The 24,827-nt window shown below is 41.7% G+C and carries 21 protein-coding genes, 1 other RNA gene, 3 pseudogenes and 2 other annotated features; of the genes and pseudogenes, 1 reads left to right on the forward strand and 24 read right to left on the reverse strand.

What is annotated here, in order from left to right:
• Nucleotides 1-34: 34 nt before the first annotated feature.
• The 13 genes and pseudogenes from serA to hisS all read right to left on the reverse strand — a co-directional run bounded on the left by serA (nt 35) and on the right by hisS (nt 12,810).
• Entirely contained in the window at nt 35-1,606 is a 1,572-nt protein-coding gene (serA, locus tag D2962_RS08995) for a phosphoglycerate dehydrogenase (RefSeq protein WP_122014783.1), read from the reverse strand.
• The gene (locus D2962_RS09000) at nt 1,603-2,751 is read right to left on the reverse strand and encodes a pyridoxal-phosphate-dependent aminotransferase family protein (protein WP_122015765.1); all 1,149 of its coding nucleotides are present in this window, start codon (nt 2,749-2,751) and stop codon (nt 1,603-1,605) included. Before D2962_RS09000 ends, serA begins: the two co-directional genes overlap by 4 nt.
• A gap of 41 nt (nt 2,752-2,792) precedes the next feature.
• Nucleotides 2,793-2,987, reverse strand: a binding site (T-box leader).
• 51 nt (nt 2,988-3,038) lie between these two features.
• Nucleotides 3,039-3,371: a DUF1292 domain-containing protein gene (locus D2962_RS09005; RefSeq protein ID WP_120765577.1), complete on the reverse strand. Its 333-nt coding sequence runs from the start codon at nt 3,369-3,371 to the stop codon at nt 3,039-3,041.
• Between the two features lie 46 nt (nt 3,372-3,417).
• Entirely contained in the window at nt 3,418-3,843 is a 426-nt protein-coding gene (gene ruvX / locus D2962_RS09010) for a Holliday junction resolvase RuvX (protein ID WP_120765578.1), read from the reverse strand.
• Nucleotides 3,844-3,858: 15 nt separating this feature from the next.
• Nucleotides 3,859-4,806: an aldo/keto reductase gene (locus D2962_RS09015; RefSeq protein ID WP_122014784.1), complete on the reverse strand. Its 948-nt coding sequence runs from the start codon at nt 4,804-4,806 to the stop codon at nt 3,859-3,861.
• A gap of 35 nt (nt 4,807-4,841) precedes the next feature.
• Entirely contained in the window at nt 4,842-5,099 is a 258-nt protein-coding gene (locus D2962_RS09020) for an IreB family regulatory phosphoprotein (RefSeq protein WP_120765580.1), read from the reverse strand.
• Nucleotides 5,100-5,239: 140 nt separating this feature from the next.
• Nucleotides 5,240-7,876: an alanine--tRNA ligase gene (alaS, locus tag D2962_RS09025; RefSeq protein WP_122014785.1), complete on the reverse strand. Its 2,637-nt coding sequence runs from the start codon at nt 7,874-7,876 to the stop codon at nt 5,240-5,242.
• Nucleotides 7,877-7,950: 74 nt separating this feature from the next.
• Nucleotides 7,951-8,376 (reverse strand): SoxR reducing system RseC family protein, encoded by a 426-nt coding sequence (locus D2962_RS09030; RefSeq protein ID WP_120765582.1) that lies wholly within the window; start codon nt 8,374-8,376, stop codon nt 7,951-7,953.
• Nucleotides 8,377-8,395: 19 nt separating this feature from the next.
• A complete protein-coding gene (locus tag D2962_RS09035; protein WP_120765583.1) occupies nt 8,396-8,683 on the reverse strand; it encodes a metal-sensitive transcriptional regulator in 288 nt (95 codons plus the stop codon).
• A gap of 59 nt (nt 8,684-8,742) precedes the next feature.
• Nucleotides 8,743-9,495, reverse strand: coding sequence for a tRNA threonylcarbamoyladenosine dehydratase (locus D2962_RS09040; protein WP_122015766.1), 753 nt, complete (start codon nt 9,493-9,495; stop codon nt 8,743-8,745).
• Nucleotides 9,496-9,511: 16 nt separating this feature from the next.
• Nucleotides 9,512-9,697: non-coding RNA, 6S RNA (gene ssrS, locus D2962_RS09045), on the reverse strand.
• 65 nt (nt 9,698-9,762) lie between these two features.
• Nucleotides 9,763-11,534, reverse strand: a pseudogene (gene aspS / locus D2962_RS19215) (aspartate--tRNA ligase).
• Nucleotides 11,527-12,810 (reverse strand): histidine--tRNA ligase, encoded by a 1,284-nt coding sequence (hisS, locus tag D2962_RS09055; RefSeq protein ID WP_122014786.1) that lies wholly within the window; start codon nt 12,808-12,810, stop codon nt 11,527-11,529. Before hisS ends, aspS begins: the two are co-directional and overlap by 8 nt.
• A gap of 51 nt (nt 12,811-12,861) precedes the next feature.
• Nucleotides 12,862-13,068, reverse strand: a binding site (T-box leader).
• 186 nt (nt 13,069-13,254) lie between these two features.
• Between hisS and D2962_RS09060 the strand changes: the two genes are divergently transcribed.
• The gene (locus tag D2962_RS09060) at nt 13,255-14,433 is read left to right on the forward strand and encodes a trypsin-like peptidase domain-containing protein (RefSeq protein ID WP_120765585.1); all 1,179 of its coding nucleotides are present in this window, start codon (nt 13,255-13,257) and stop codon (nt 14,431-14,433) included.
• A gap of 19 nt (nt 14,434-14,452) precedes the next feature.
• On the opposite strand, the gene D2962_RS09065 is transcribed toward D2962_RS09060, so the two are convergent.
• The 11 genes and pseudogenes from D2962_RS09065 to D2962_RS09105 all read right to left on the reverse strand — a co-directional run bounded on the left by D2962_RS09065 (nt 14,453) and on the right by D2962_RS09105 (nt 24,751).
• The gene (locus D2962_RS09065; protein ID WP_120765586.1) at nt 14,453-14,689 is read right to left on the reverse strand and encodes a hypothetical protein; all 237 of its coding nucleotides are present in this window, start codon (nt 14,687-14,689) and stop codon (nt 14,453-14,455) included.
• A gap of 56 nt (nt 14,690-14,745) precedes the next feature.
• Nucleotides 14,746-15,129: an MBL fold metallo-hydrolase gene (locus D2962_RS18575; protein WP_342774538.1), complete on the reverse strand. Its 384-nt coding sequence runs from the start codon at nt 15,127-15,129 to the stop codon at nt 14,746-14,748.
• On the reverse strand, nt 15,050-15,220 hold the full coding sequence (locus tag D2962_RS18580; RefSeq protein ID WP_245984563.1) for an MBL fold metallo-hydrolase: 171 nt from the start codon (nt 15,218-15,220) through the stop codon (nt 15,050-15,052). The genes D2962_RS18575 and D2962_RS18580 overlap by 80 nt, the downstream gene beginning before the upstream one ends.
• A 2-nt stretch (nt 15,221-15,222) precedes the next feature.
• Nucleotides 15,223-15,369, reverse strand: a complete 147-nt coding sequence (locus tag D2962_RS18585; RefSeq protein ID WP_245984564.1) for an MBL fold metallo-hydrolase — start codon at nt 15,367-15,369, stop codon at nt 15,223-15,225.
• 10 nt (nt 15,370-15,379) lie between these two features.
• On the reverse strand, nt 15,380-15,829 hold the full coding sequence (gene dtd / locus D2962_RS09075) for a D-aminoacyl-tRNA deacylase (protein ID WP_122014787.1): 450 nt from the start codon (nt 15,827-15,829) through the stop codon (nt 15,380-15,382).
• Nucleotides 15,830-15,843: 14 nt separating this feature from the next.
• A pseudogene (locus D2962_RS09080) lies at nt 15,844-18,010 on the reverse strand (RelA/SpoT family protein).
• 20 nt (nt 18,011-18,030) lie between these two features.
• Nucleotides 18,031-18,543: pseudogene (locus D2962_RS09085) on the reverse strand (adenine phosphoribosyltransferase).
• 5 nt (nt 18,544-18,548) lie between these two features.
• Nucleotides 18,549-21,083 carry a single-stranded-DNA-specific exonuclease RecJ gene (recJ, locus tag D2962_RS09090; protein ID WP_122014788.1) on the reverse strand — a complete coding sequence of 845 codons (2,535 nt, stop codon included), beginning with the start codon at nt 21,081-21,083 and terminating at the stop codon, nt 18,549-18,551.
• A 137-nt stretch (nt 21,084-21,220) separates the two neighbouring features.
• Entirely contained in the window at nt 21,221-21,577 is a 357-nt protein-coding gene (locus D2962_RS09095) for a LapA family protein (protein ID WP_162991172.1), read from the reverse strand.
• A 193-nt stretch (nt 21,578-21,770) separates the two neighbouring features.
• Nucleotides 21,771-23,417, reverse strand: a complete 1,647-nt coding sequence (locus D2962_RS09100; RefSeq protein WP_122014789.1) for a VWA domain-containing protein — start codon at nt 23,415-23,417, stop codon at nt 21,771-21,773.
• On the reverse strand, nt 23,414-24,751 hold the full coding sequence (locus D2962_RS09105; RefSeq protein WP_120765593.1) for a magnesium chelatase ATPase subunit I: 1,338 nt from the start codon (nt 24,749-24,751) through the stop codon (nt 23,414-23,416). Before D2962_RS09105 ends, D2962_RS09100 begins: the two co-directional genes overlap by 4 nt.
• Nucleotides 24,752-24,827 lie beyond the last annotated feature (76 nt).

The following is a 24,827-nucleotide window of genomic DNA, read 5'->3' on the forward strand; positions in this document are numbered from 1 at the left end:
TAGTATAGTGCAAATAAAAATCATTGTCAAGAATCTAGAATTTTATCAAAACCGCATTTTCCATACCATCAATTTTTCTTATTTCACTCAATATATCATCGGGCAAATTTTCATCTACTCCTAGAGCCATCAGCGCTTCTCCGCGATATGACTTTCTACCAAGCTGCATGTATGCAATATTAATATCATTTTTGCCCAGGAGTGTTCCCACTTTACCTACAATGCCGGGTCTGTCCCTGTGGAATGTAAGAAGAATATTTCCCCTGGGAATCAAGTCTATTTTATATTCATCCACGGCAACAATCCTTTCGTCAGCATTAGCCTGAACCGTCCCGGTGACAGAACCCACGCCTTTATCTGTGGTTACCTTCATAGTTACTACACCCGGGGCATCCTGTTCCTGGTTTATCTTTTTTTCAATTATTTTGATTCCCCGCTCCCGGGCAAGGAATGGAGCATTCACTAAATTTGCCGGAGTCTGCAGTATATTTGACAGTATTCCCTTAATGCCGGCTGTAGTAATCATTTTTACATCCATTCTCTCAATTTTACCCGTATATATCATTTCCACTTCGCTGATCCTGCCATTTCTGAGCTGCGTATAAAAAGATCCCATTTTTTCGGCGAGATCCACAAAAGGCCTGATTTCACTGTATTCTTCCGGCCGAATGTGCACCATATTGACAGGGTTTTTGACCATTTCTCCCTTTAATGCCCTTATTACATCCTTTGCCACATCTACGGCCACACTCACCTGGGCTTCTTGCGTGGAAGCGCCCAGATGCGGTGTGGCTATCAAATTGGGCAAATCCAGCAATGGGCTTTCCAGCGGAGGTTCCTTTTCAAAGACATCTAAGGCGCATCCGGCTACTTTGCCCGATTTCAATGCTTCATAGAGAGCTTCTTCATCGATAATACCTCCCCTGGCGCAGTTTATGAGCATTACACCATCCTTCATCATGGAAAACTCTTTTTCGCCCACCATATGGTATGTGCTCTTAGTCAGCGGCACATGAAAGGTTATAAAATCCGCCTCTTTTAATACGCTATCCAGATCTACTACCTTGATATCAATATTCTCTACCTGCTGCTTGATAATATACGGGTCGTAGGCCAGTATATTCATGCCAAGGCCGATGGCCTTTTTGGCCACTTCCCTGCCTATTCTGCCAAGGCCAACTACCCCCAGGGTTTTTCCATTCAACTCGATTCCCATAAATCTCTTTCTGTCCCATACTTTATTCTTTAAACTCCGGACCGCCTCGGGAATGTTCCTGGCCAAGGCCATCAACAAAGCAATGGTATGTTCGCTGGCAGCTGTGGTATTACCTTCAGGAGCGTTAACCACCAGAATTCCCTTTTTAGTCGCGGCTTCCAGGTCTATATTATCCACTCCTACCCCGGCCCGCCCTATCACTTTCAAATTGCTGTTTTCCATGATTTTAGCTGTTACCTTTGTGGCGCTTCTTACCACAAGGGCATCATAACTACCAATTATTTCCACCAGTTCGTCTTCGCTCAACTTTGTTTTTACATCCACCTGGTATTCCTGATTTAAAATATCAATGCCTTCCTGTGCAATATCATCGCTTACCAGAATTTTCACTGCCCCATCTCTCCCTTTTCGAAAAATAATTCCGCCTCTCTAACACCTTTTCCGTAAAGGTTCCTGTCCCCCAGCGCCATTTCCAGGCCTGCCAGCACATTTATTATATCCATTTTGTCCACATAACCCAGGTGCCCTATTCTCATGATTTTGTTTTTCAATTTTTCCTGGCCCCCGGCCACCGTAATATTGAATCTGTTTTTAAGCAGCTTTGAAAAATTTTGTGTTTCACATCCGGAAATTTCGATGGAAGTTACCGTCGGGGAAGCCCACCGGTCATCCACGAAAAGTTTCATCCCAATAGCTTTGATACCTGCCCTCAATGCTCCGGAAATCATTAAATGCCTTTTAAAAATATTAGGCAAACCCTCTTTTTTCATTAACTCCAGAGATTCCTTGAGTGCAAAAATCAAGGACACCGCCGGCGTATAAGGGGTTTGTCCTTTTTCAAGGCTCTTTTTTGCGGCCCTGAAATCCCAGTAGTATTTTGGCATCCTTGACTGTTCCACCATGGTCCATGCTTTGGCACTCAGAGATATAAATCCAAGACCCGGTGGGAGCATGAGAGCCTTTTGAGAACCGGTAACCACCGCATCCAGATTCCATTCATCAGTTTTTAAATCCACAGCTCCAAGGGAACTAATGGCATCTACCAGTATGACGGCAGGATGGTTTCCCACCGCTTCTCTGAGAGCTTTTATATCATTTAACACACCGGTGGAAGTCTCATTGTGGGTAAAAAGTATTCCTTTTATTTCGTGGTTTGTATCTCTGGTAAGCCTCTCCCTGACAGTATCCGGTGTTACGGGTTTGCCCCATTCCACTTGAATTCTTTCCACATTAGCTCCAAAAGACTCCGCAATTTGAGCAAACCTTTCGCTGAACACTCCGTTAGGGAAAGACAAAATAAGATCTCCCGGGGAAAACAGGTTTACAATAGCAGCTTCCATGGCTCCAGTTCCTGCTGAAGGGAATATGAGCACATCATTTTGAGTTTGAAAAACCTCTTTAATTTCCTCCGAAACCTGTTTGAAAATGCTAATGAATTCTTCTCCCCGGTGGTTTAACATGGGTGTTTGCATGGCCCTCATGACACTGTCCGGTACTTCCGTGGGACCGGGGATTCTCAGATGATGTTTTTTCATGTATTCCACTCTCCCTTTTGAATATAAAAAAACCGCCCTCATTAAGGGGCGGATTTTACCGCGGTGCCACCCTATTTGGATTTTTCCAAAATAGCTCTCGTTTGACATAACGGCTTTACCCGTTTGACTCTTCGCCAACCACTCCGAGGCGGAAATAAAGAACCCCTGCTGATTTGCACCACCCACCAGCTCTCTTATAAGGAATATTCTTTAATTTTCCTCTTCATCGCTATAGCTTATTAAATTAGAATATATTATAAATATTAATTTGTCGTCTGTCAAGGTTTTTATTCGTCTTCATCATCTATATCTTCTTCTATATCTTCTTCTTCATCATCATCGGAAATGTCTTCAATGTCATAATCTCCTTCGCAAATAGCTTCCCATGCCTCTCGTACCGCTTCAAATTCGTCATCGTCTTCGACTTCGGTCAACACTTCCTCGCCATTCTCGTCGGCATCAATGCGGAAGATATATGCCTCTTCATCCTCGCTTTCAGATTCGTCCAGAGGTACTAAAATTGCATAATCATTATCTTCTACATTTACAACACCCAGCACCTCGAACTCGGTTTCCTGGCCATCTTCGTCATACAGAGTTATGGTTTCCTTTTCATCCATTTTATTCACTCCAATCATTGAAATTAAAAATATTGTATAGTAATTTTTATTCAGTGTCAACATGACAACGATAATTGAGGTAACCTTGTAAAATCAATACCGCCGCCACTTTATCAATTACACCCTTACGCTTTCTACGAGACATATCTGCATCGATCAAAGACCGTTCCGCTTCTACCGTCGAAAGCCTTTCATCCCAGTACCCCAGCTCAATTCCAGAATTCTGTTTTAATGCTTCCCCAAACTTTTTAACAGCCTCGCCTTGAGAGCCCAGGGTTCCGTTCATGTTTCTGGGGAGGCCCAGTATTACCTTGCCTACTTTGTATTGCTGTATCAACTCTTCAATTTTTTTTAAATCCTGCTTTAAATCCTGCCTTGTTATCACCCCTATTCCCTGGGCTATCAAACCAAGCTCATCGGAAACGGCGACGCCTATTTTTTTGTCTCCCACGTCCAATCCCAAAACACGCATTTAATAGTACCCCTTTTAAATAATTTTTATACAGAACTCAGGGCAGTAACCGGCACAGTAACCACATAATACGCAGCGGTCCGGGTCCACTCTTGACTTTCCCCGGACAATGGAAAGAGCTTTGAACTTGCAGTGCTGTACACACCTTCCACAGCCCTCACACCAGTCTTCAACTATAAGCTTTCTTTTCTGGCTGTCGAGTCTGTTTTTTAATTCTTCAGTTACGGGTCTACCTTCAAAAATTAAACAATTGGCCTCGACTTCGGCTATGGATTTCATGCCTACGGCCACTGAATGCAGGTATGGAAAATCCAGAATGTATTTAAAAGCCTCTTCCTTAATTCCTATAAGGTTACCACCGCCCAAGCATTTCATGCCATATATTCCCTTGCTATTTTTGTAGGCTTTCTCGATGGCCCTTTCCATCTGGCAGATATCACCGTCTTTTATACCGATACCCTTTATGTTTATTATGGGATGGATTACATCAATTTCACTCATGGTTGCGGCAGCTTCCACCACTTCCACAGTGTGGGTGGAAACTCCTACGGCTTTTATAATACCTTTTTCCTTAGCCTCAATTAAATATTTCAGGGCTTCTCTGTGACCATTCAATGTGAGCCTGGATTCCTGCTCATGAAGCATGAAAACATCTATCACATCCCTATCCAGCTCTTTTCTAGCCTTTTCCACACTGGACCGCATGTCTTCATAGGTATATGCGTATGATTTTGACACCACCACGATATCCCTGTTTGTAAGCTTTAAAGCCTTTTTGATATAAGGATAATTATTGTAAAACTCTGCTGTATCAATAAAATTAACACCTGCCCGGATGGCTTCCAGAATTATATCTGTTCCCTCCTCTATGGACAGGTGTGACTGAAGGGGGCTTATCCCCAGACTACCAAAGCAAAGGCGCGAAACCCTTATACCCGTTCCACCTAAGATTCTATACTCCATACAAAGACCTTCCCCAAAAAAGCAAGTTCCCTTACTCAAGATTCTTCAATGTAGTTTTTTAATAATTCCTCCAAAAGCTCATCCCGCTCCAGCTTTCTAATGAGGTTTCTGGCATTGTTAAAACTGGTTATATATGCGGGATCCCCGGACAAAAGATAACCCACAATCTGGTTTATCGGGTTGTATCCCTTTTGTTTAAGAGCATCATAAACCTTTTGAAGTATTTCCCTGGAATTGACTGCCTGATCTTTTTCAACTTTAAATTTCATTGTTTCCTGGAAATTTTGCCCCATCGCATCTCCCTCTCTTTCTATAAGATATATTCTATATTCATATTTAAAATCCTCTTTTTAATTAAAAAGCGTGAAAAATTCCACGCTTTTCCTTTATATTATTACAACTTAACAGGTTTTTATTCCCAATGCCAGCCATGTTATAGAGTGCTTAAAATCTGGGGCACGGAATTTAGAGCTTCATCAAGTTTATCCGGATTTTTCCCACCTGCCTGGGCAAAATCGCTTCTGCCGCCACCGCCTCCACCTGCTATGGAAGCTACCTGTTTCACAATATTGCCCGCATGGTAACCTTTTTTAGTAAGGTCTTCGGAAACGGAAGCAACAAAGTTTACTTTTTCACCCGAAACACTTCCGAGAACAATGATGCCGCTCTTTAACTTCTGTCTTAAGGCATCACTTATTTTCCTTAAGTCATCCATCTCTCTGGCTTTTACCCTGGAATAAATAACCTCAACCCCGTCTAAATCTACTTTCTTTGAGAAAATATCTTCAATTTGGGCATTTATAGCCTGCTGGCTTAAAGATTCAATTTCTCTTTCCCGGTCCTTTAACCTTTCTATCAATTCATTTATTTTTTGACTGAGTTCTTGAGGTGAAGTTTTAAGCAAAGCAGCGGCGTCGCTTAAATTCTGCAGCGTAACATCCAGGTAATTTATCAGGTTTTTGCCGGTGACGGCTTCAATGCGCCTTAAGCCCGCACCGATGCTGGATTCCGAAACTATCTTGAACAAGCCTATTTCTGAAGTGGACTTCACATGGGTGCCTCCGCAAAGTTCTATGCTGTAATCACCCATACTCACCATACGCACTTTTTCTCCATACTTTTCTCCAAACAAAGCTATGGCTCCGTGCTTTTGGGCATCCTGCACCGTTGTGATGTCCACCTTTACGGGTAAATTACTGAGTATGGCTTCATTGACCTTTCCTTCGGTTTGCTTTAATTCCTCCTGGGTCATAGCTGAGTGGTGCGAAAAATCGAATCTCAATCTGGTGTCATTTACAAGAGAGCCTGCCTGGTTTACATGTTCTCCCAGAACCTGTTTTAACGCCTTGTGTAAAAGGTGAGTGGCGCTGTGATTGCGGGCAATATCTTTTCTCCTGTCAGCATCTACTCTTGCCATTACCATGTCTTTTATGCTGACTTCACCTTTTTCAATCCTTCCTATATGATAAAACTTCCCATCGGGGGTCTTTTGCGTATTGACAACCCTGAATCTAAAATCATCGTTTTCTATGATACCCGTATCCCCCACCTGGCCGCCGGACTCACCGTAAAATGGGGTCTTATCCAGCACCAGCACCACTTCCCTGGATTTGTCATCGAAGCTCTCAACAGGCTCCTGATTTGATATGATGAGCTGCACCTGACCCTCAGATTCCAGTCTATCATATCCCAAAAATTCCGTTGGCGGCAGAGGAGCCAAAGTCTCAAAAAGTTCATCTATTTTATAGCTTTCTTTTCTTGCTGCCTTGGCTTTTTCCCTCTGCTTTTCCATGAGTTCTTCAAAGGATTTTATATCCACGGAAAATCCCTTTTCCTGGGCAATATCACGAGTTAAATCCAGCGGGAACCCATAAGTATCGTAGAGCATGAAGGCCATCTCTCCAGGAACAACAGCTTTATGTTCCTGTTCAAGTCGGCTTATGCCCTCGGAAAGCATTTTTAAGCCATCGCTCAATGTCTCGTTAAAGCGCTCTTCTTCAAATTTAACCACTTTCTGGACGTAATCTAGATTCTTTCTCAATTCTGGATAAGCGCATTCCATCAAAGATACTACCTGGGGAATTATTTTGTAAAGGAAAGGCTCATTCAAATCCAGCTCCCTGCCATAGCGGGCAGCTCGTCTCAGGATTCTCCTCAAGACATAGCTTCTGCCTTCATTGCCCGGGACCACTCCATCGGAGATCAAAAATGTTATGGCCCGGGAATGGTCTGCTATAACCCTGAAGGGAAAACCTCTGTCATCCCCGTAGTATTTTTTGCCGGTCATATTTTCCACAAATGCAATAATGGGTCTCAGTAAATCGGTATCATAATTGCTGTAAACATCTTGCATAACCGTGGCGATTCTTTCAAGGCCCATGCCGGTATCTATGCTGGGCCGGGGCAGTGGTGTCAAAGTCCCGTTTTCATCCCTGTTATACTGCATGAACACCAGGTTCCACAATTCCCTCCATCGGTCGCAATCGCATTTGCCAATTTTACATTCTTCGGCATCGCAGCGGTGATCCTCTCCCCTGTCAATATATATTTCACTGCAGGGTCCGCAGGGACCCGTGTCCCCCATGCTCCAGAAGTTGTCTTTTTCACCCATGCGCACTATTCTTTCCGCCGGGATCTTTGCCACTTTCTGCCACAATTCAAAGGCTTCGTCATCTTCTTCATATATGCTCACCCATAATTTATCTTTGGGAAGTCCTAAAACCTCCGTCAAAAATTCCCATGCATAGGCTATGGCTTCTCGCTTAAAGTAGTCTCCGAAGGAAAAGTTTCCAAGCATTTCAAAAAATGTATGGTGTCTGGCGGTCCTTCCGACACTTTCCAGGTCGTTGTGTTTCCCTCCGGCTCGTACACATTTTTGGGATGTGGTGGCTCTTTTAAAGGGTAGCTTCTTCAACCCTAAAAAAACTTCCTTGAACTGGTTCATTCCGGCATTGGCAAAAAGGAGAGTAGGGTCATTGTGAGGTACCAGTGAAGAGCTGGCTACTCTGGTATGGCCTTTGCTTTCAAAAAAACTTAGGAATTTCTCTCTTATTTCATTGCTTGTCATCATTTGACAAAACCTCCATAAATTTGCACTCGAATGAATTATATTAAAAAAATGACACCATTGTCAATACAGGCAGCTCATTGTTCTAAAATATTTACTATGTTCGAAAAATATTTTTTGGTTTTTTCGGCATTTTGGCTGTAAAAATGAATTCCCAAAAAACTCAGCCCCATGAAAATCAAACCTATCAACAATGAAAATAACTCCGTGGATTTTATGTGAAAGAAACCTGCTCCACTGTAACCCAGGCCAATTCCAGCTATAAAAGCAACAAGAGGTATTACATATACTATTAAAGTAGCTGAAAGCATAGTGGATGCTTGCATTTCCACCTCAACCAACTGGCCTACCCTGGCCTTTAAGGGATTTTTTGCCCAAACAAAAAGGGGCTTCTTTTCCGTACCTACCGAACATGCCCTGCAATGGTCGCACGCTGATGACCTCAATATTTCCACTTTGGCGTCATTTCCCTTATTTTCCACTACCAAAGCTTTCTCTCTCAAGATTTTTCACTCTCCCTGGTTATTTAATAAATTTGAATATGACATCCACCAGTTCGGATATCTTTTCATCCCGCTTTTCAGTATCCATAGCCTGGGCTACGCAGCCCCTGGTATGGTCTTCGAAAACGATCAAACCTACCTTGTTTAAAGCTGCCCGTACTGCTGCAATTTGTACAAGTATATCTACACAATATTTTTCTTCTTCTATCATTCTTTGTATTCCTTTTACCTGGCCTTCGATTTTTTTCAAACGCCTTAAAATATTTTCCTTGCTTTCCAAATATGAACAGTTGCTATCACATTTCATGCAACCACCTCCAATACCATCTAGGGGTATAATCATTATATAACGTTATGGTAAAATAGTCAAATATTTAAAATATCTCTTATTACTTCACCGGCCATGATTAAACCTGCTACCGATGGAACATATGATATGCTCCCCGGAATACTTCTTTTAAAGTCACAATGTTTGACGGAATCTTTGGGGCAGATACATCCTGTCTTACATAAATTTTCCTGCAGAGTTTTGACCGGCTTTTCAGTGGAAAATACCACTTTTACACCTTTTTGTATGCCCAATTTTTTAAGCTCTCTCCGAAGGACCCTGGCCATCGGACACACTGAAGTTTGAGATATATCAGCTACCCTGAACAGGGTTGGATCCAACTTATTTCCGGCACCCATGGACGAGATTATGGGAATGTTTAATTTTTTACATCTTATGATAAGGTCGATCTTTGATTTGATGGTATCTATAGCGTCCACCACATAATTTATATCACCTGTCAAAATTTTATCGGTGGTTTCTTCCGAATAAAAATCTTTAAAACAGGTTACACGGGCATCGGGATTTATATCAAAAACCCTTTTTTTCATTGCTTCCACTTTGGGTAGTCCCACTGTGGATTGCAAGGCATGAATCTGACGGTTTATGTTTGTAAGGCATATGACATCGTCGTCTACCAGAACCAGTTCTCCAATTCCCGCCCTGGCCAGTGCTTCGGCCGCAAAGGACCCAACCCCGCCGATACCTATAATTGCAACTTTTGATTTTTTTAATTTTTCAAGACCTTCATTGCCTATAAGAAGCTCTGTCCGTGAAAACCTGTGCTGCAAATTTTTCACCTCAAAAAAATACCCCACCATGCCGTGTTAACTGACAGTAAATAGAGACCCCGCTCAACCCAGGTGGGTGTCCTCCTAAATGCTTTATATTTCCCTTCCACGAGGGCCTATATGCCGCATTTAGAGACCGGACTCCCTATGTCATAGTGTTGGCTCTTTACTATGTCAGTTTACACGCACACAGCAGGGATGTTTTTGCTTTTTCTAGTATTTATAATACCACAAATCTCGTTTTTTATCAAGTTTTAAGAGGATAGTTCAAATATTTACCTTAATGTGAAGTTCCCTCAACTGCCTGGGTTCAACTTCAGCAGGAGCCCCTGTCATAAGGCAAATAGCATTCTGAGTTTTGGGGAATGCAATACAATCCCTGATACTATCAAGGCCCAGCAAGAGCATCACCATACGGTCAAGGCCGTAGGCTATACCGCCGTGGGGAGGTGTGCCGTATTCAAAAGCCTGCAGTAAAAATCCGAAATTGCTCTTTGCCCTTTCTTCGGTAAATCCCAGAACTTCAAACATTTTTTGCTGTATATAAGAGTTATGGATTCTAATGCTGCCACCCCCCAGTTCCGTACCGTTCAACACTATATCATACGCTTTTGCCCTCACCTTGGATGGATCTTTGTCCAGCAGCGGGATATCTTCATCCATGGGTGAAGTGAAAGGATGATGCATGGCCACGAATCTCTTTTCCTCTTCGCTGTATTCCAGCAGTGGAAATTCTGTAACCCATACAAATTCCATGGCGTCTTTTTTCATCAAGCCGAGGGTTTTACCAAGGTAAAGCCTCATCTGTCCCATTATAGACAGAACCCTGTCCCTGTTGGTGTCTGCGATAAATATAAGGAGGTCATTGGCTTTAGCACCCATTTTCTCCAATATTTCATTCATTTTATCTTCAGTAAAGAATTTTGCTATGGGTGATTTGACACCTTCGGGCGTTACATTAATCCATGCCATTCCCTTCGCGCCAAATTCTTTGCCTTTTCTACCAGTTCATCTATCTGACGGCGGCTGAAAATCTCAACGCCTTTTTCTATATTTATGCCTTTTACGATACCTCCGCCCTTCACAGCATCGGTAAATACCTTAAACTCGCTTTGAGAGACTATGTCGGATATATCTACCATCTCCATGCCAAATCTCAAATCGGGTTTATCCGAGCCATATCTGTCCATGGCTTCCTTATAAGTTAATCTCCTGAAAGGTATATCAACTTTTCTGCCGATGGCCTTTTCCACCACATATTTTATCAATTTTTCATTTAAATTGATGACATCATCTACTTCCACAAAAGACATTTCCATGTCAAGCTGTGTGAATTCAGGCTGCCTGTCCGCTCTTAAATCTTCATCCCTGAAGCACCTGGCGATTTGATAATAGCGCTCCAGGCCTGCCACCATTAAAATTTGTTTGAAAAGCTGGGGAGACTGAGGCAATGCGTAAAAGGTACCCGGGTTGACTCTGCTGGGTACCAGATAGTCTCTGGCGCCTTCGGGGGTGCTTCTGGTAAGCATGGGGGTTTCAACTTCTATGAATCCATTTTCATCCAGGAAGTCCCTTATAGCCTTATTTACCCTGTTACGAAAGAGAATATTGTTTAGCATCTGGGGTCTTCTCAAATCCAGGTACCTGTATTTAAGTCTTATGCTTTCATCTACATTTACGTTATCCTCTATGGGGAATGGAGGCGTTTTTGATTTGCTCAATATGGCAAGATGCTCACATTTTACTTCCACAAAACCAGTGGGAATTTTGGGATTAACATTTTCTTCAGGCCTCATGTTTACCTTGCCTTTAACCGCAATGACATATTCGCTGCGTATTTCTTCAGCTTTTTTAAAGGCCTCGGAATATTCGGGGTTGATTACAACCTGGCATATACCGCTTCGGTCCCTTAAATCCACAAAAATTATTCCTCCCAGGTCCCTGCGGGTCTGAACCCAGCCCATCAGCCCCACTTCATTTCCTGCATCGCCTTCCCTTAATTGGCCGCAGTAATGAGTCCTCTTAATTTTTTCATTCAAACTTGTCACAACCTTTCCGTATACAATTTGATATATATTCAAATATTTTGTCTCTGGCTACTTTTTGCTGTTCTCCTGCAGTAAGATCTTTTACCGTATAAAAACCAGAGTTTACTTCTTCTTCTCCTATGATAATAGCAAATTGAGCCATAATCTTATTGGCATATTTCATCTGTGCCTTTAAGCTTCTTTTGAGGTAGTCGGTTTCCGCCGAAATTCCACTTTCTCTGAAACTATAAAGGAGTTTAAGCGCCGTATCCACATATTCTTCTTTAAGAGGTGCGATATATATATCCACTTTTTCTTCGGGTATTTTCAATAAATTTTTCTTTTCCAGGATGGTTATCAAGCGCTCTATCCCCATCCCAAAACCTGCGGCAGGAGTCGGCGGCCCACCGCATTCTTGTATGAGGTTGTCATACCTGCCGCCGCCGCACACGGTGCTCTGGGCTCCCAGGTCCTCTGAAATTATTTCAAAAACCGTCCTGGTATAATAATCAAGACCTCTAACAATCCTGGGGTTTACCGTATAATCAATATTTATAAGTGACAGATCATTCTTTATTGCTTCAAAGTGGGCCTTACATTCATCGCAAAGGTAATCCAGAACTACAGGGGCTTCTTTGAGTGCCCTCTGGCACTCGGGATTTTTACAGTCTAAAATCCTCAGAGGATTTCTATTCAATCTAGAGTTACATGTGTTACAGAGGTTTTGTTTGCTTTCATCAAGAAAATCCTTTAAAGCTTTTTTATAGTCTGCCCTGCAAATTTCACAGCCAATGGAATTTATGTGAAGCTTTATATCATCAAGGCCCAGGTTCTTTAAAAACATTATGCCAAGCACCATTATTTCCACATCAATGTGGGGACTGTCAGACCCAAAAGCCTCTATGCCGAACTGGTGAAATTCCCGGAGTCTTCCGGCCTGGGGCCTTTCATATCTGAACCCCGGAATGATGTAAAAGAGTTTCACCGGCATAGGCTGTGTGTATAATTTATGTTCTATATAAGCTCTGACAGTGGGTGCGGTTCCTTCGGGTTTCAATGTTATGCTTCTTCCGGATTTATCCTGAAAAGTGTACATCTCCTTTTCAACTATATCAGTGGTTTCCCCCACACCCCTCTGAAAAAGTTCGGTATGTTCGAAAACCGGTGTTCTTATTTCTTTATAGGAAAACTCATGACATATTTCTCTGAATTTATTCTCAAGAAATACCCAATTGCCGGCTTCCTCAGGTAAAACATCTCTCGTCCCTCTGGGAGCCTGTGTAAACATGTGTCATCTCCTCCTTCAAACATAATAAAAACTTCCGCCGCTGATAGTTATATCAGGGACGGAAGTCTTTTCCGCGGTGCCACCCTGCTTGGTAAAAACCCACTTTGAAAACTCTAACGCGTTTTGCGTAACCCCCTACTTAAATTCGAGGTATCAGCTCCGGGGTGTTCTTCGGTATAAATTGCTCAAAAAGCACTCTCAATCGCGGCGCTTTCTCCCTGTTGAGTTTCATACCTTCTGCCCCTTCCTCGCTTTTTCCCATATATTTGCTTTTAATTATATGAAATATTTCTCCATATGTCAACATTTTACCGCTTTTTTTGCCTCTAACTTTACAATCCACTATAATTCACAAATTCCTAACAAATTTAACATAAACTCAATAAAATCACAGGATAAAATAATAATAGAACTTATAAATAAATACTTTTGGGAGGTTTTAAAATGACCCTTTTTAATAAACACAAATACTTAGTCGCAGTGCTGCTGGGACTTGCCCTGGGAGCAGCACTGGTGATAGGGGGTATATCAGCATACAATGTGATATATCCATCTAATTCTGCCAGGGCGGGTATGCAGGGCGCTACCTCTGTAAACACCTCCGTTCCTGAAACGGTTCTCCCCACAAACATACCGGATATAGTAGACAGGGTAAGCAGCGCCGTAGTGTATATCGAAACTACCGTTGAGAGCAAATCTGCCTCAGATCCCTTTTTTGACGACCCATTCTTCAGGCAATTTTTCGGAAACAATTTTAGAGTACAACCAACACCGAGGGTAAGTAAAGGAGTTGGTTCGGGTTTCATCTTCAATGCCGACGGTTATATAATGACAAATGAACATGTTATCGACGGCGCCACGGAAGTTAGCGTAACAGTAAAGGGGTTTGACAAGCCCTTTAAAGCCACAGTAGTGGGTAAAGACTTTGACCTTGATCTGGCGGTGTTGAAAATCAATTCTTCACAAAAACTGCCTTATTTAAATCTCGGCGATTCCGACAGAATGAGGGTTGGCGAATGGGTAATTGCCATAGGCAATCCCTACAGATTGGACCACACCGTAACCGTTGGTGTCATCAGTGCCAAAGGCAGGCCTGTTACCATCCCTGATGCAAGTTCCGGGAAAGATAGGGTCTATAAAAATCTAATACAGACCGATGCTGCTATAAACCCGGGTAACAGCGGCGGACCGCTGATTTCTCTCGGTGGTGATGTAATAGGTATAAACACAGCTATAAACGCCCAGGCTCAGGGAATAGGTTTTGCCATTCCTATCAATACTGCAAAAGAAGTTCTGAATGACCTCATCAAAAACGGTTCAGTAACAAGGCCATATATAGGCGTTGGACTTCAGGATTTGACAAAAGATCTGGTGGATTATTTCAAGTTAAAGGATCAGAGCGGTGCTATTATAACATATGTTTACCCGAACAGCCCCGCAGAAAAAGCCGGCCTCCAACAGGGCGACATAATTTTAAAGATAAATGACCGGGTTATCAAAAATTCCAACGATGTAGTTGAAACAGTCAGCAAAGCAAAGATCAATGACAAACTGGTACTTGTGGTTTTTAGAAATGGTCAAAACCGTTATATATCCGTTATAGTGGATAAGAAACCCGAATGATAAAAATTTCCCGGCGGAATCAAGTTTTCCGCCGGGTTTTTTTGGTCCTTGGCGTCTTAAAGAAAACCGATGGGCCATTTGCCGTTTCTTCGTCTTGCATTTCCTGTTTTATGCTTCTTACAGTTTCAATATCAACATTCATATCCCGTGCTATATCCTCATCCATGACATCTTCCTCTTCCAAAAGATCTACAAAGTCCTGATAGTCGCTGATGCCGGGATTAAGATTTTTTACCAACCTGTTTTTCTTCACCATAACTTCCCTCCCGCTCCTTGTATGGCATTAGTTTCTCCTGAAAGCGAAAAAAATATTTAACGCAGGAAAGGGTTTGTGTCTTTCTCCTGTTTAATGGTGGATTTTATTCCATGGCCAGGGCATATTATAACGTCATCATCTTGAATAAGTAATTTGTTTTTTATGGATTCCATTAGCTGTTCAAAGGAACCCCCCGGAAAATCGCTTCTCCCGATAGAACCTGCAAAAAGGGTGTCCCCAGTAAATATTATATTTCCCACTTTTATAGAAATGCTTCCGGGGGTATGCCCGGGTGTATGAATAACCTCTAACGTTAAATCTCCTAAAGATAACTTCTCATCGCCACCTTTCAGTTTGATTTCAGCCGGAGAAAGACTGAGGGCGGGTCCCCATATATTCTGAAAGATTTTGCCCGGGCGAAAGAAGCATAGGCGCATCATTTTCATGGATGGCAACCCTGGCACCGGTGCTGCATCTTACTTCCTCCAGGCCGGCTATGTGGTCAGCATGACCGTGGGTAAGCAAAATCAAATCTACAGTAAACCTTCTTTTTTTACAATGCTTAATATATCTTCAGCATTTCCTCCCGGATCAATTATAACTGCCTTTTTGTTTTTTTCATCCCCCAGTATATAGCAGTTAGATGCCAGCACTCCTACCTGCAAACATTTCAAAAACATAGTCCACCTCCTAAAAAAGCTTCTTGCTGTCAAGTAAAATAGTTACCGGACCATCATTATATATTTTCACCAGCATCTCTGCTTGAAATTTGCCTGTGGTCACTTTGGATATCTTACTCCGGCATATATTTACAAAGTCATTGTAAAGTTTCTCTGCCACTTCAGGTGAGGCTGCCTGAGTGAAACTTGGCCTCCTTCCCTTTCTCGCATCTCCCATAAGGGTAAATTGTGATACGATTAGCAAACCTCCGCCAATATCCTGGAGGGACTTGTTCATTTTTCCCTCTTCGTCTTCGAATATCCTCAACGCAATAACCTTTTCCGCCAGGTAATTGGCATCATCAATGCTATCCTCGGTTCCGACTCCCAGAAGTAATACCAGGCCTTTGTCAATACTGGCTATCACCTCTTCCCCCGCGGTTACCGAGGCTTTTTTCACTCTTTGAACTACGGCACGCATTCAAATTCCTCCCACTACTGGTTCATGACCCTTCTAACATCGTAGATTCCATGAACCTTTCGCAATTTTTGCATTACTGTTTCAAGATGTTGTTTGTCGTTTATCTCCAGGACCAGGTCGATTACTGCCACGCCATTCTTGGAAGCTCTGGCGTTTACTGCATCTATGGTGGTTTTCATATCTCCTATAATATTTATTATATCCGAAAGCACTCCCGGCCTGTCATAGGCCGAAGCCTCAATTTCCACAGGATATGAGGTCTCCTGAAATCCTTCCCATTTAACCTCAATCAATCGTTCCCTGTCATAAAGATTACTTATCACATTAGGGCAGTCCGTTCTGTGGATGGACACGCCCCGTCCCCTGGTTATATATCCGACTATCTTATCCCCGGGCACGGGGTTACAGCACCGCGAAAACTTAATTAGAAGATTGTCCATTCCATCTACCTTTATACCCTGGTCGACTTTTTTCTTGCCCCTGGCTTTGGTTTCGGTTTTGTCAACAGTTAATTCCGTTTTTTTCTGCCTTGACATTTTTCCTGTATTCGTCAAGTATTTTTTGCAATACCTGGTTGGAGGTCATGCCGCCATAGCCTATGGCGGCATACAAATCGTCCAGATTAGAAAGACTCATTTTCTTAAGAAGGTTGGGCATAAAATCATATTTGAGCAGCTGAAAAATATCATAGCCCTGCCTTTTGGCCTCTTTTTCAAGCATTTCCTTGCCCCGGGCTATATTTTCCTCCCGCCGCTCCTTTTTAAACCACTGCCTTATCTTATTCTTGGCCTGGGTGGATTTGACAATATTCAACCAATCCCGGCTGGGACCATTACTGTGGGCCGATGTTACTATTTCAATAATATCACCGTTGACCAGTTTATAATCAAGGGGTACCATTTTGCCGTTAACTTTTGCTCCGACGCAGCGGTTGCCTACATCGGTGTGAATCCTGTATGCAAAATCTATGGGACAAGAACCCATAGGCAGGTCAATTACATCCCCCTTGGGAGTAAAAACATAAACCTCATCGGAAAAAAGGTCTATTTTTAAAGACTCCATGAACTCTCTGGCATCTCTCAGTTCCCGCTGCCAGTCCAATATTTCTCTGAGCCATGATAATTTTTTGTCAAAATCCCTGTCTCCCTTATCCCCCTCTTTATATCGCCAGTGGGCTGCAATACCGTATTCTGCGGTTTTGTGCATTTCATAGGTTCTTATCTGAATTTCCAGGGGGTCTCCCAGAGAATCTATGACAGTTGTATGCAGGGACTGGTACATGTTAGGCTTTGGCATGGCAATATAATCCTTGAACCGTCCAGGAATGGGTTTCCACAATGTGTGGACTACCCCCAGCGCAGCATAACAATCCCTGATGCTTTCAACTATAACCCTTACCGCTGTCAGGTCATAAATCTGGTCAAAAGACTTATTCTGTTCTTTCATTTTTTTAAAAATGCTGTAAAAATGCTTTGGGCGGCCTTGAATTTCGGCGGATATTCCAGCGGCTGACAATTTCTCTCTTAAAATAGCTATCATCTTATTTATGTGTTCTTCCCGCTCTTTTCTTTTCTTTGCAACCTTGTCCACCAGTTCATAGTAATGTTCCGGCTCCAGGTATCTAAAGGCAAGGTCTTCCAATTCCCATTTTATTTTAGAAATACCAAGGCGGTGAGCCAGTGGCGCAAAAATTTCCACGGTTTCCACGGCTTTTTCTTTCTGTTTTTCTTTGGGGAGATATTTTAAAGTTCTCATATTGTGGAGACGGTCAGCCAGCTTGATTAGGATTATTCGGATGTCTTTGGCCATGGCCAGGAACATCTTTCTAAGGTTTTCCGCCTGCTGCTCTTCTTTTGTCCTGTATTCCAGCTTTCCTAGTTTTGTTACTCCATCCACCAGCAGAGCGATTTCCGGACCAAAATTTTTTTCAATATCTTCTACGGTGTACTGCGTGTCCTCAACCACATCATGTAATAGGCCGGCTGCAATGGTAGCTATGTCAAGCTCCAGATCTGCCAGAATGATGGCTACTTCCAGGGGGTGGAATATAAAAAGTTCTCCTGATACCCTGTGCTGACCACTGTGGGCATTTTTGGCGAATTCATAAGCTCTCCTAATCAGTGAAAGATCAGCAGAAGGGTTGTAAGATAATATCTTTTTTTCTAATAAAGCAAAACTCAAATCTTCCACCCCTGCTCCATTTAATATTTAATAAGGGAGATCACATCATATCCCGACAGGCTGTCCCTGCCTTTCAACTCGGTCAGCTCAATCAAAAAACCACTGCTGAAATGACACCGCCTAATTTTTCCACCAGTTCTATTGTAGAAAAAATGGTGCCCCCGGTGGCCAGCAGGTCATCTGCCACTATAACTTTTTGACCTTTTTTTATGGCATCCACATGCATTTCTAGAACATCACTACCATATTCCAGCTTGTAATCCGCCTTAACAGTTTTTCCCGGCAATTTTCCCCTTTTTCTTGCCGGAACAAATCCCACTCCCAGTTCATAAGCCAGCGGGGCTCCGATGATGAATCCCCGGGCTTCCGGTCCCGTAATTAGATCAAATTCTTTCTGTCTTACTAGATCAGCAAGAGACTTAATAGAATATCTATAGGCCTCACCATCTTTTAACAATGTGGTAATATCCTTAAAAACTGATACCCTTTTTTGGAAAATCCTCGATAACCCTGATTTTTTGCTTTAAGTCCATCTGCATCATATTCCCCCCTGTAATTGTTCAAATTCTTTAAGCTTTTTTTTGATAAAAACAAATTCACGGTATGTATTCGATGTTTCAAGACTGGTCTTTTGCGGCTGGCCGCTTTGTTTATCAATCTGTATAAAACCCTGTTTTATCTTAAAATCCATCATCACTCCCATTTCCTGAAAAACTTTTAAAACATTAATCAAACCCATGTAATGCAAATCAAAATCTGTATACCGGCGTAATTGGGCTTTGAAATCACTGATATTTATTACAAATCTCAATTTGCCCGATGATAATCGGTTGAGCAAGCCGTGTATGGTTCGGATGTCTTCTATTTCAGGGAGCATTTTTTGACACACCATATGGTTAAAACGAAAGTCCGCCTTTTTAAAAATAGCATGAATTGTGGAACCGGCAGACATATTTTTTAACCTCAATCCGAGAATTTGGGCGCTAAATGGTGCATCATAAAAAACTATATCGTCGGCGTTTTTTTTACAGCCTATATCTACAGGATTTATCAATATAATATTCTTTTTTCCCCGCTCGGTATCCGGATTTAAGCTGAAAAACACTCCTGTATCATTTTTTATGTCCTCCATGTCTTTTAAATATTCCAGAAGCTGCCATGCCTGATACGGAGTATTTATTATAACCAGGACCCTCCGGCCTTTCAAAAATAGTTTCTTTACATATTCATTTTTCTCCAAATTATCCTCATTTTTTATGAACTCAGTGCTACTCGTGTCCGGTAAGGGTCCTGAAGAAGCGAGCCGAACCATTTCATTTTTAAAGTTGGAAAAGAATCTTCTATAATAACCTTCCTCAATTTTAATTAATAGTTCATCCTGTAGATAGGGTATTTTTATATCTTTTATTTTCAATTGTGGTTCCGTAATTCCCTGCCACCGGTTTACCTCAAGGTAAAAAGCAATATCCAGTACCGGGGCCATATTTAATTCTTCTTTATATAAACCAAAATTAAAACCTATAGCCGCTATCTGTTTTTGTTTTTTCTTGAGGCTGAGCTTCAAATGCCTGTCTTCGTTTCCCACGGTACGAATATGGTTGACACAAAAGTTTTTACACATGAAAACAGGTTTTGGGTTGCCATATCCAAAGGGTTCCAGTAATTCGAGTTGACCAGCGAGGTCCAGAGTTATGTCTTCTTCCTTCAATTCCATGTCTATGTTTAATTCAGGAGTATACTTTCTATTTAATGTATTTCCGGCAATTTTGTTGATTTCTTCTCTAAAAATCTCTATATTATTGACGCTTATGGCAAGTCCCGCTGCCTGTTCGTGGCCGCCGTACCTTGTTAGTAGATGGGAAACCTGACTTAATGCTTCAAAAATATTAAAACCTGGAATGCTCCTTCCTGATCCCTTACCCTCTTCACCTTCCATGGCTATTAATATACATGGCCGGTTATAAATTTCTACTAGCTTGGATGCCACTATCCCGATGACTCCGGGATGCCATTCCTGGCTTGAAGCTACAATTACCCTGTCTTCATCCAGATCCAGGTCCTTCTCGATCATTTCCCGCGCCTGGGTCAGGATCTTCGATTCGATGGCCTGTCTTTCCTGATTTATGCTTTCAAGGGTCTGGGCTAATTCAAAAGCTCTGGTTTCGTCCCCGGTAAGAAGAAGTTCCACGGCTATTTCCGCGCTGGAAATCCTACCAACAGCATTCAGCCTTGGTGCCAGTAAAAAACTCACCTTTGTAGTGTCCAACTGCATATCCGATATATTGAGCAGTGATTTCATGGCTTTTAAGCCCTTATTGTCGGTTTTTTCCAGGTGTTTGAGCCCATACTTTGCAATTATACGGTTTTCATCCAGAAGCGGCACAATATCTGCTATGGTGCCCAGGGCTGCCAGCTCCAGATTATCTTCCAGGGTTTGCTGATCAAGGTTGGTCAGGGCATGGGCCAGTTTTAAAGTGACTCCCACACCTGCCAGATTCTTGAATGGGTAATGGCAATTGTTTTGCTTTGGATTAACTACTGCCACGGCCTGCGGAATCAGATCTTGAGGTTCATGGTGGTCCGTAATGATGACATCCATACCTAAACTTTTTGCATAATCCACTTCTTCAAAACTACTAATGCCGTTATCCACCGTTATTATAAGGGTCGTGCCCCGCCCGTGGATTTTTTCAATAGAATCCCTATTCAAACCATAGCCTTCATCGAGCCTTGAGGGAATATAATAATCAACATTACCCCCCATTTTTTTCAAGGTTTTCATCATTATGCAGGTACTTGTTATACCATCCACATCATAATCTCCATAAACTGTTATCTTCTCAGATTTCTTTACTGCGCTCTTTATCCTATCAACTGCTTTTTCCATATCCTTCATCAGCATTGGATTGTACAGGCATTCTATCCTTGGGTCCAAAAACCTTTCAATTTGTTCCCGGGATTCGACCCCCCTTTTTCTCAACAGTTGCAATATTACAGGATTTAAATCCGGAAAGTTCATTACTTCATGTAATGTTTCCCTGGGACTTATCTTCCATTCGGCACTTTTCATCATATAAACGATCTTCCCCTGATTTTGATTTAAAGTTCATTGCTAAACAATATTAATTATAAACTAAACAATTGATTATATCAATAAAAAACACAACCGGTGAAGCAGCCTGCGGTTGTGTTTTTATCAGGCTAATTACATTATGATGAAGTATCGGTTTCCTGGGGTATGCCTTCATCGTGCATATCCTCTGCATTTTGAGCTTCCATTGCTTTTTTCACGGTCTCATACTGTTCCTTCACTTCTTTGAGCTCTTTCTCCAGTTTTTTAATTTTCCCCTGATATTCCCACATTTTTATTTTTGATTTAACCTGTGAAAATACTCCCAGCATCAATACTACTACCGAGCCGATAGCGGCAGATCCGAGAATGACCAGTGCCTGGGAGATGGGGTAATTTCCCCAGGGAAACCGGATTACAACTTCATTGGCATTGGATATGGCAAAAATAGCTACCAGGAGTGCAAATATCAATGCAAACACTAGAACTAACTGCATAAAAGACCCCCTATTCTTTTTGGGTTTTATATTGTTTATTCTATATTTTTTCTCAAAATCCTCCATTTTTCTATATCAAAATCTTCGATCTTAACTCTTCGAGGCAAGCCTCGAAGTTATTTAAGAGGTGGATTTGATGAAATTTTGTGCGGCATTATCTTGCCCGCAAGCGGGCAGATGAATGCCGCAGTCGTTATAAAAGTTGTCCACTTTCTCTTGTGACATCTATAAGTACATCCCTGTTTAGCTCATCCACCACAAAAAGTTTTCCCTTTGCCGCCTTAGTAATATTTATAAGGCAATCTTTATTAGGTTGAAGGCCGATACAGCAAAAATCTATATTTTTCTTGGCTATTTTTGATGCCGCATTTATAGCATCTTTGATGGGGTCTTGCGTCCAGAGGGAGACGGTGGGGATTCCATCGGTTATGAGTATTATCAGGGGATTTTTTACAAGTCTGGAACTCATATATGAAATGCCCTTATCAATAGCAAGGGCCAGGGGTGTAAGACCTGTGGATATTATTTCATTGAGCCCAGCATCAAGAGTGCTGAAGTTTCTGGTAAAAGGCACATACACCTTGACTTCCCTTTCCTGAAAAGCCAGCACACTAATCCTTCTATGAAAATTGAGCACCAGATGTTTTGCCAGAAATTTGGCATTTCTAAGCCGGTAACCAGCCATACTGGCACTGGCGTCTATAATAAGACATATGTCCTGGCTCATCTTTGGATTGCGCTTTAAAGAAACAAGGTCCTGCTCATCTATACTGAATCTTTGTTTTTTGCAATAACATCTTGTGAGGGCGTTTTTTACTGTTTCATTTATTTCCAGTTCCCCAATCCAATTTGCCGGATTAAATGTTTCAGAAATAAGCGGGCCCTTATTATCCAGACCTGTCCTATTTGAAGAATACACGATGTGAAACCCATTGTTATTTTTTAGTTTCGGTAAATTTTTTATGAATTTCTTTAACATTAGCTCCAATTCTTTTCGGTTTACTTTAAAATAATCCTTCAGCTTTATTCCATCCCTGGTGAGGCAATAGCAATTTGAGTCTTTTTCAATAAAATTGTTTTGTTCCATATGTTTAATTATATCATCCATGTCACCGTATTTTTTCTTTAAATTGTATAGGTTATCACCCGAGACCTGACTTCTGCTCAAAGCATCTAAAATATCCTCTATTTCCCTTATACTGTTAAAATGCTCAATTAAAGCGGCGGCTTCCCGGCGTATCTTATTATCGTAAGTGTTTGACCAATTCTGTCTGAGGTTGGAATCCGAATTTGTGGCGTAGGGTGACATATCTATGGGGTAGCTGCCTATCTCATTGAAGATTTTTTCCACTTTTCTTAATTCAATATTTTGCAATTGTATAACTTCTTCCACCTTATCTACCAGAAAAAACACCATATCAAGCCTGTCATCGGGAATTAAACCCGCCAGGTGGACATGGTTCAGATGGTCTTTTACAAGGCTTTCACTCAGACCATAGTTTAAACTACCGGAAAGCCTGCCGCCGCCGCTTCCGGTCTGAATATCTATATAATCAATAAAATTGTTCAAACCACTTTCTACCATGCTTTTTTTTAAGTATTCGGCAGCTTTTTTAATATCAATAGCAGCGATTTCGTGAAACAAATCTATATGGATGATTTCATTTTCATTAAACCGATTGTAAAAAACCCGTCCAGCATCGGAGTTCATTATTATATGCACTTCTTCCGGTTGATGCGGGTCTATGGTGTGAATTTTTCTGCTGACTACCGCGGTTTCCCCAATCCTTACCCCCCTGTGTTTCTCCAGTTCTGAGCGGAGTATTTCTACATGTATCACCTGCGGAGTTCCTCCTCTTTTTTTACATAATCCTTTAACTCCAGCTGCTTAATGGATAAAGCCTTTCCCGAAGGAGCCTTAATATCTATATTTTTAGGGTCAAATGAAAGTGGTCTGCTGCTTTTTCCGCCTGCAGAAGGCGAAAATTTATTTGTTAAATATGACATCATTTTTTCAACAGGATTAAAAAATCTATCCTGTAATTTCCTGGCATTCGCCCCGGTCTTTTCGTTGTTAGTTTTTTGCAAAATAGTTTTTTTTGATTCCGGGTCCAGGATTTTTACTACGGGTTCCGATTTTTTTTCAGCCTGACATCTTTTTTGTTCCAGATACTTCATAAGTTCATTTAAATTTTTAGCGTCCATCCTGTGGCGAAGGGCGAATCTTGACAAAAATATAATTTCTTCGATATCCGGAGATTTTCCCAGAAGTGCTCCCCTTATTCTCGCCCCCAGCATTATTGCTTCAATGCTTCTCAGGCTCTCCAGACCAAAATCCACATACATCGAAGCCAGTATGGCCTTTATTTCGTCAGAAATGGAAAAATCATTGATTATTGTTTGAGTTTGCCGGAATTTTTCTTTTTTAGCTTCTATCATTCCACTGTCGTAATTGTGTTCATTATTTCCATCCAATATCATCTTTAAAACACCTGTATCCAGTGGTCTTTCTACATTTACTGAAAAATCAAACCGGTCAGAAAGCTGTCTTCTTATATCTTCAAGAGGTCCCGGTTCTTCGTCGGGATTTGAAGCCGCCCAGATACTTACCTGAACGGGTATTACAACGGTGGGTAATCCTACTTCCTCTATTTGGATCCTACCGGGTTTTGTTCCCATGACATCCAGCAAGATATCCGCAAGTTCCGGAGCAGTATCTGCAATACGGTTTATCTCATCTACAAATATTATCCCTCTGTGAGCCCGGGGAATGGTTCCTAAAAGCAGCGCTGCTTCAGGGTTATCTCTTGAAGCTATTTTCTTGAGGTCGATGCTTCCAATCACCGTACCTTTTTTTGCAGATGGGGAAATTTCCAGAAAAGGCATATCGATTAATTCAATATCGAGGTTTTCTATTTCCTTTTTTGAAAGATTTCTGTGCTCAGGACAGTGCGGATTCAAAGGATCACAGTTATACACGCATCCCTTTATCCTTTCAATTTTTGGTAATATGTCTTTTGCTGCCCTGATAATGGTGGTTTTACCCGTACCTCGAAGTCCTTCGGCGTGAAAATGTACCGGCATATTTGCCAGAGTTCCGAGAATAGAAATATCAATCAAATCAAATAAAAAATTGTTGCCCGGGTGCCGTATTAGTTGAGAATAATTCTTCATACACATCCCTCTCTAAAAAATCCTGCTGTCATAACAATATTTTCTCCTAAAAGGATATTTTTAATAAAAAAAAAAG

Source organism: Biomaibacter acetigenes (assembly GCF_003691585.1).
GTDB classification, from domain to species: domain Bacteria; phylum Bacillota; class Thermosediminibacteria; order Thermosediminibacterales; family Tepidanaerobacteraceae; genus Biomaibacter; species Biomaibacter acetigenes.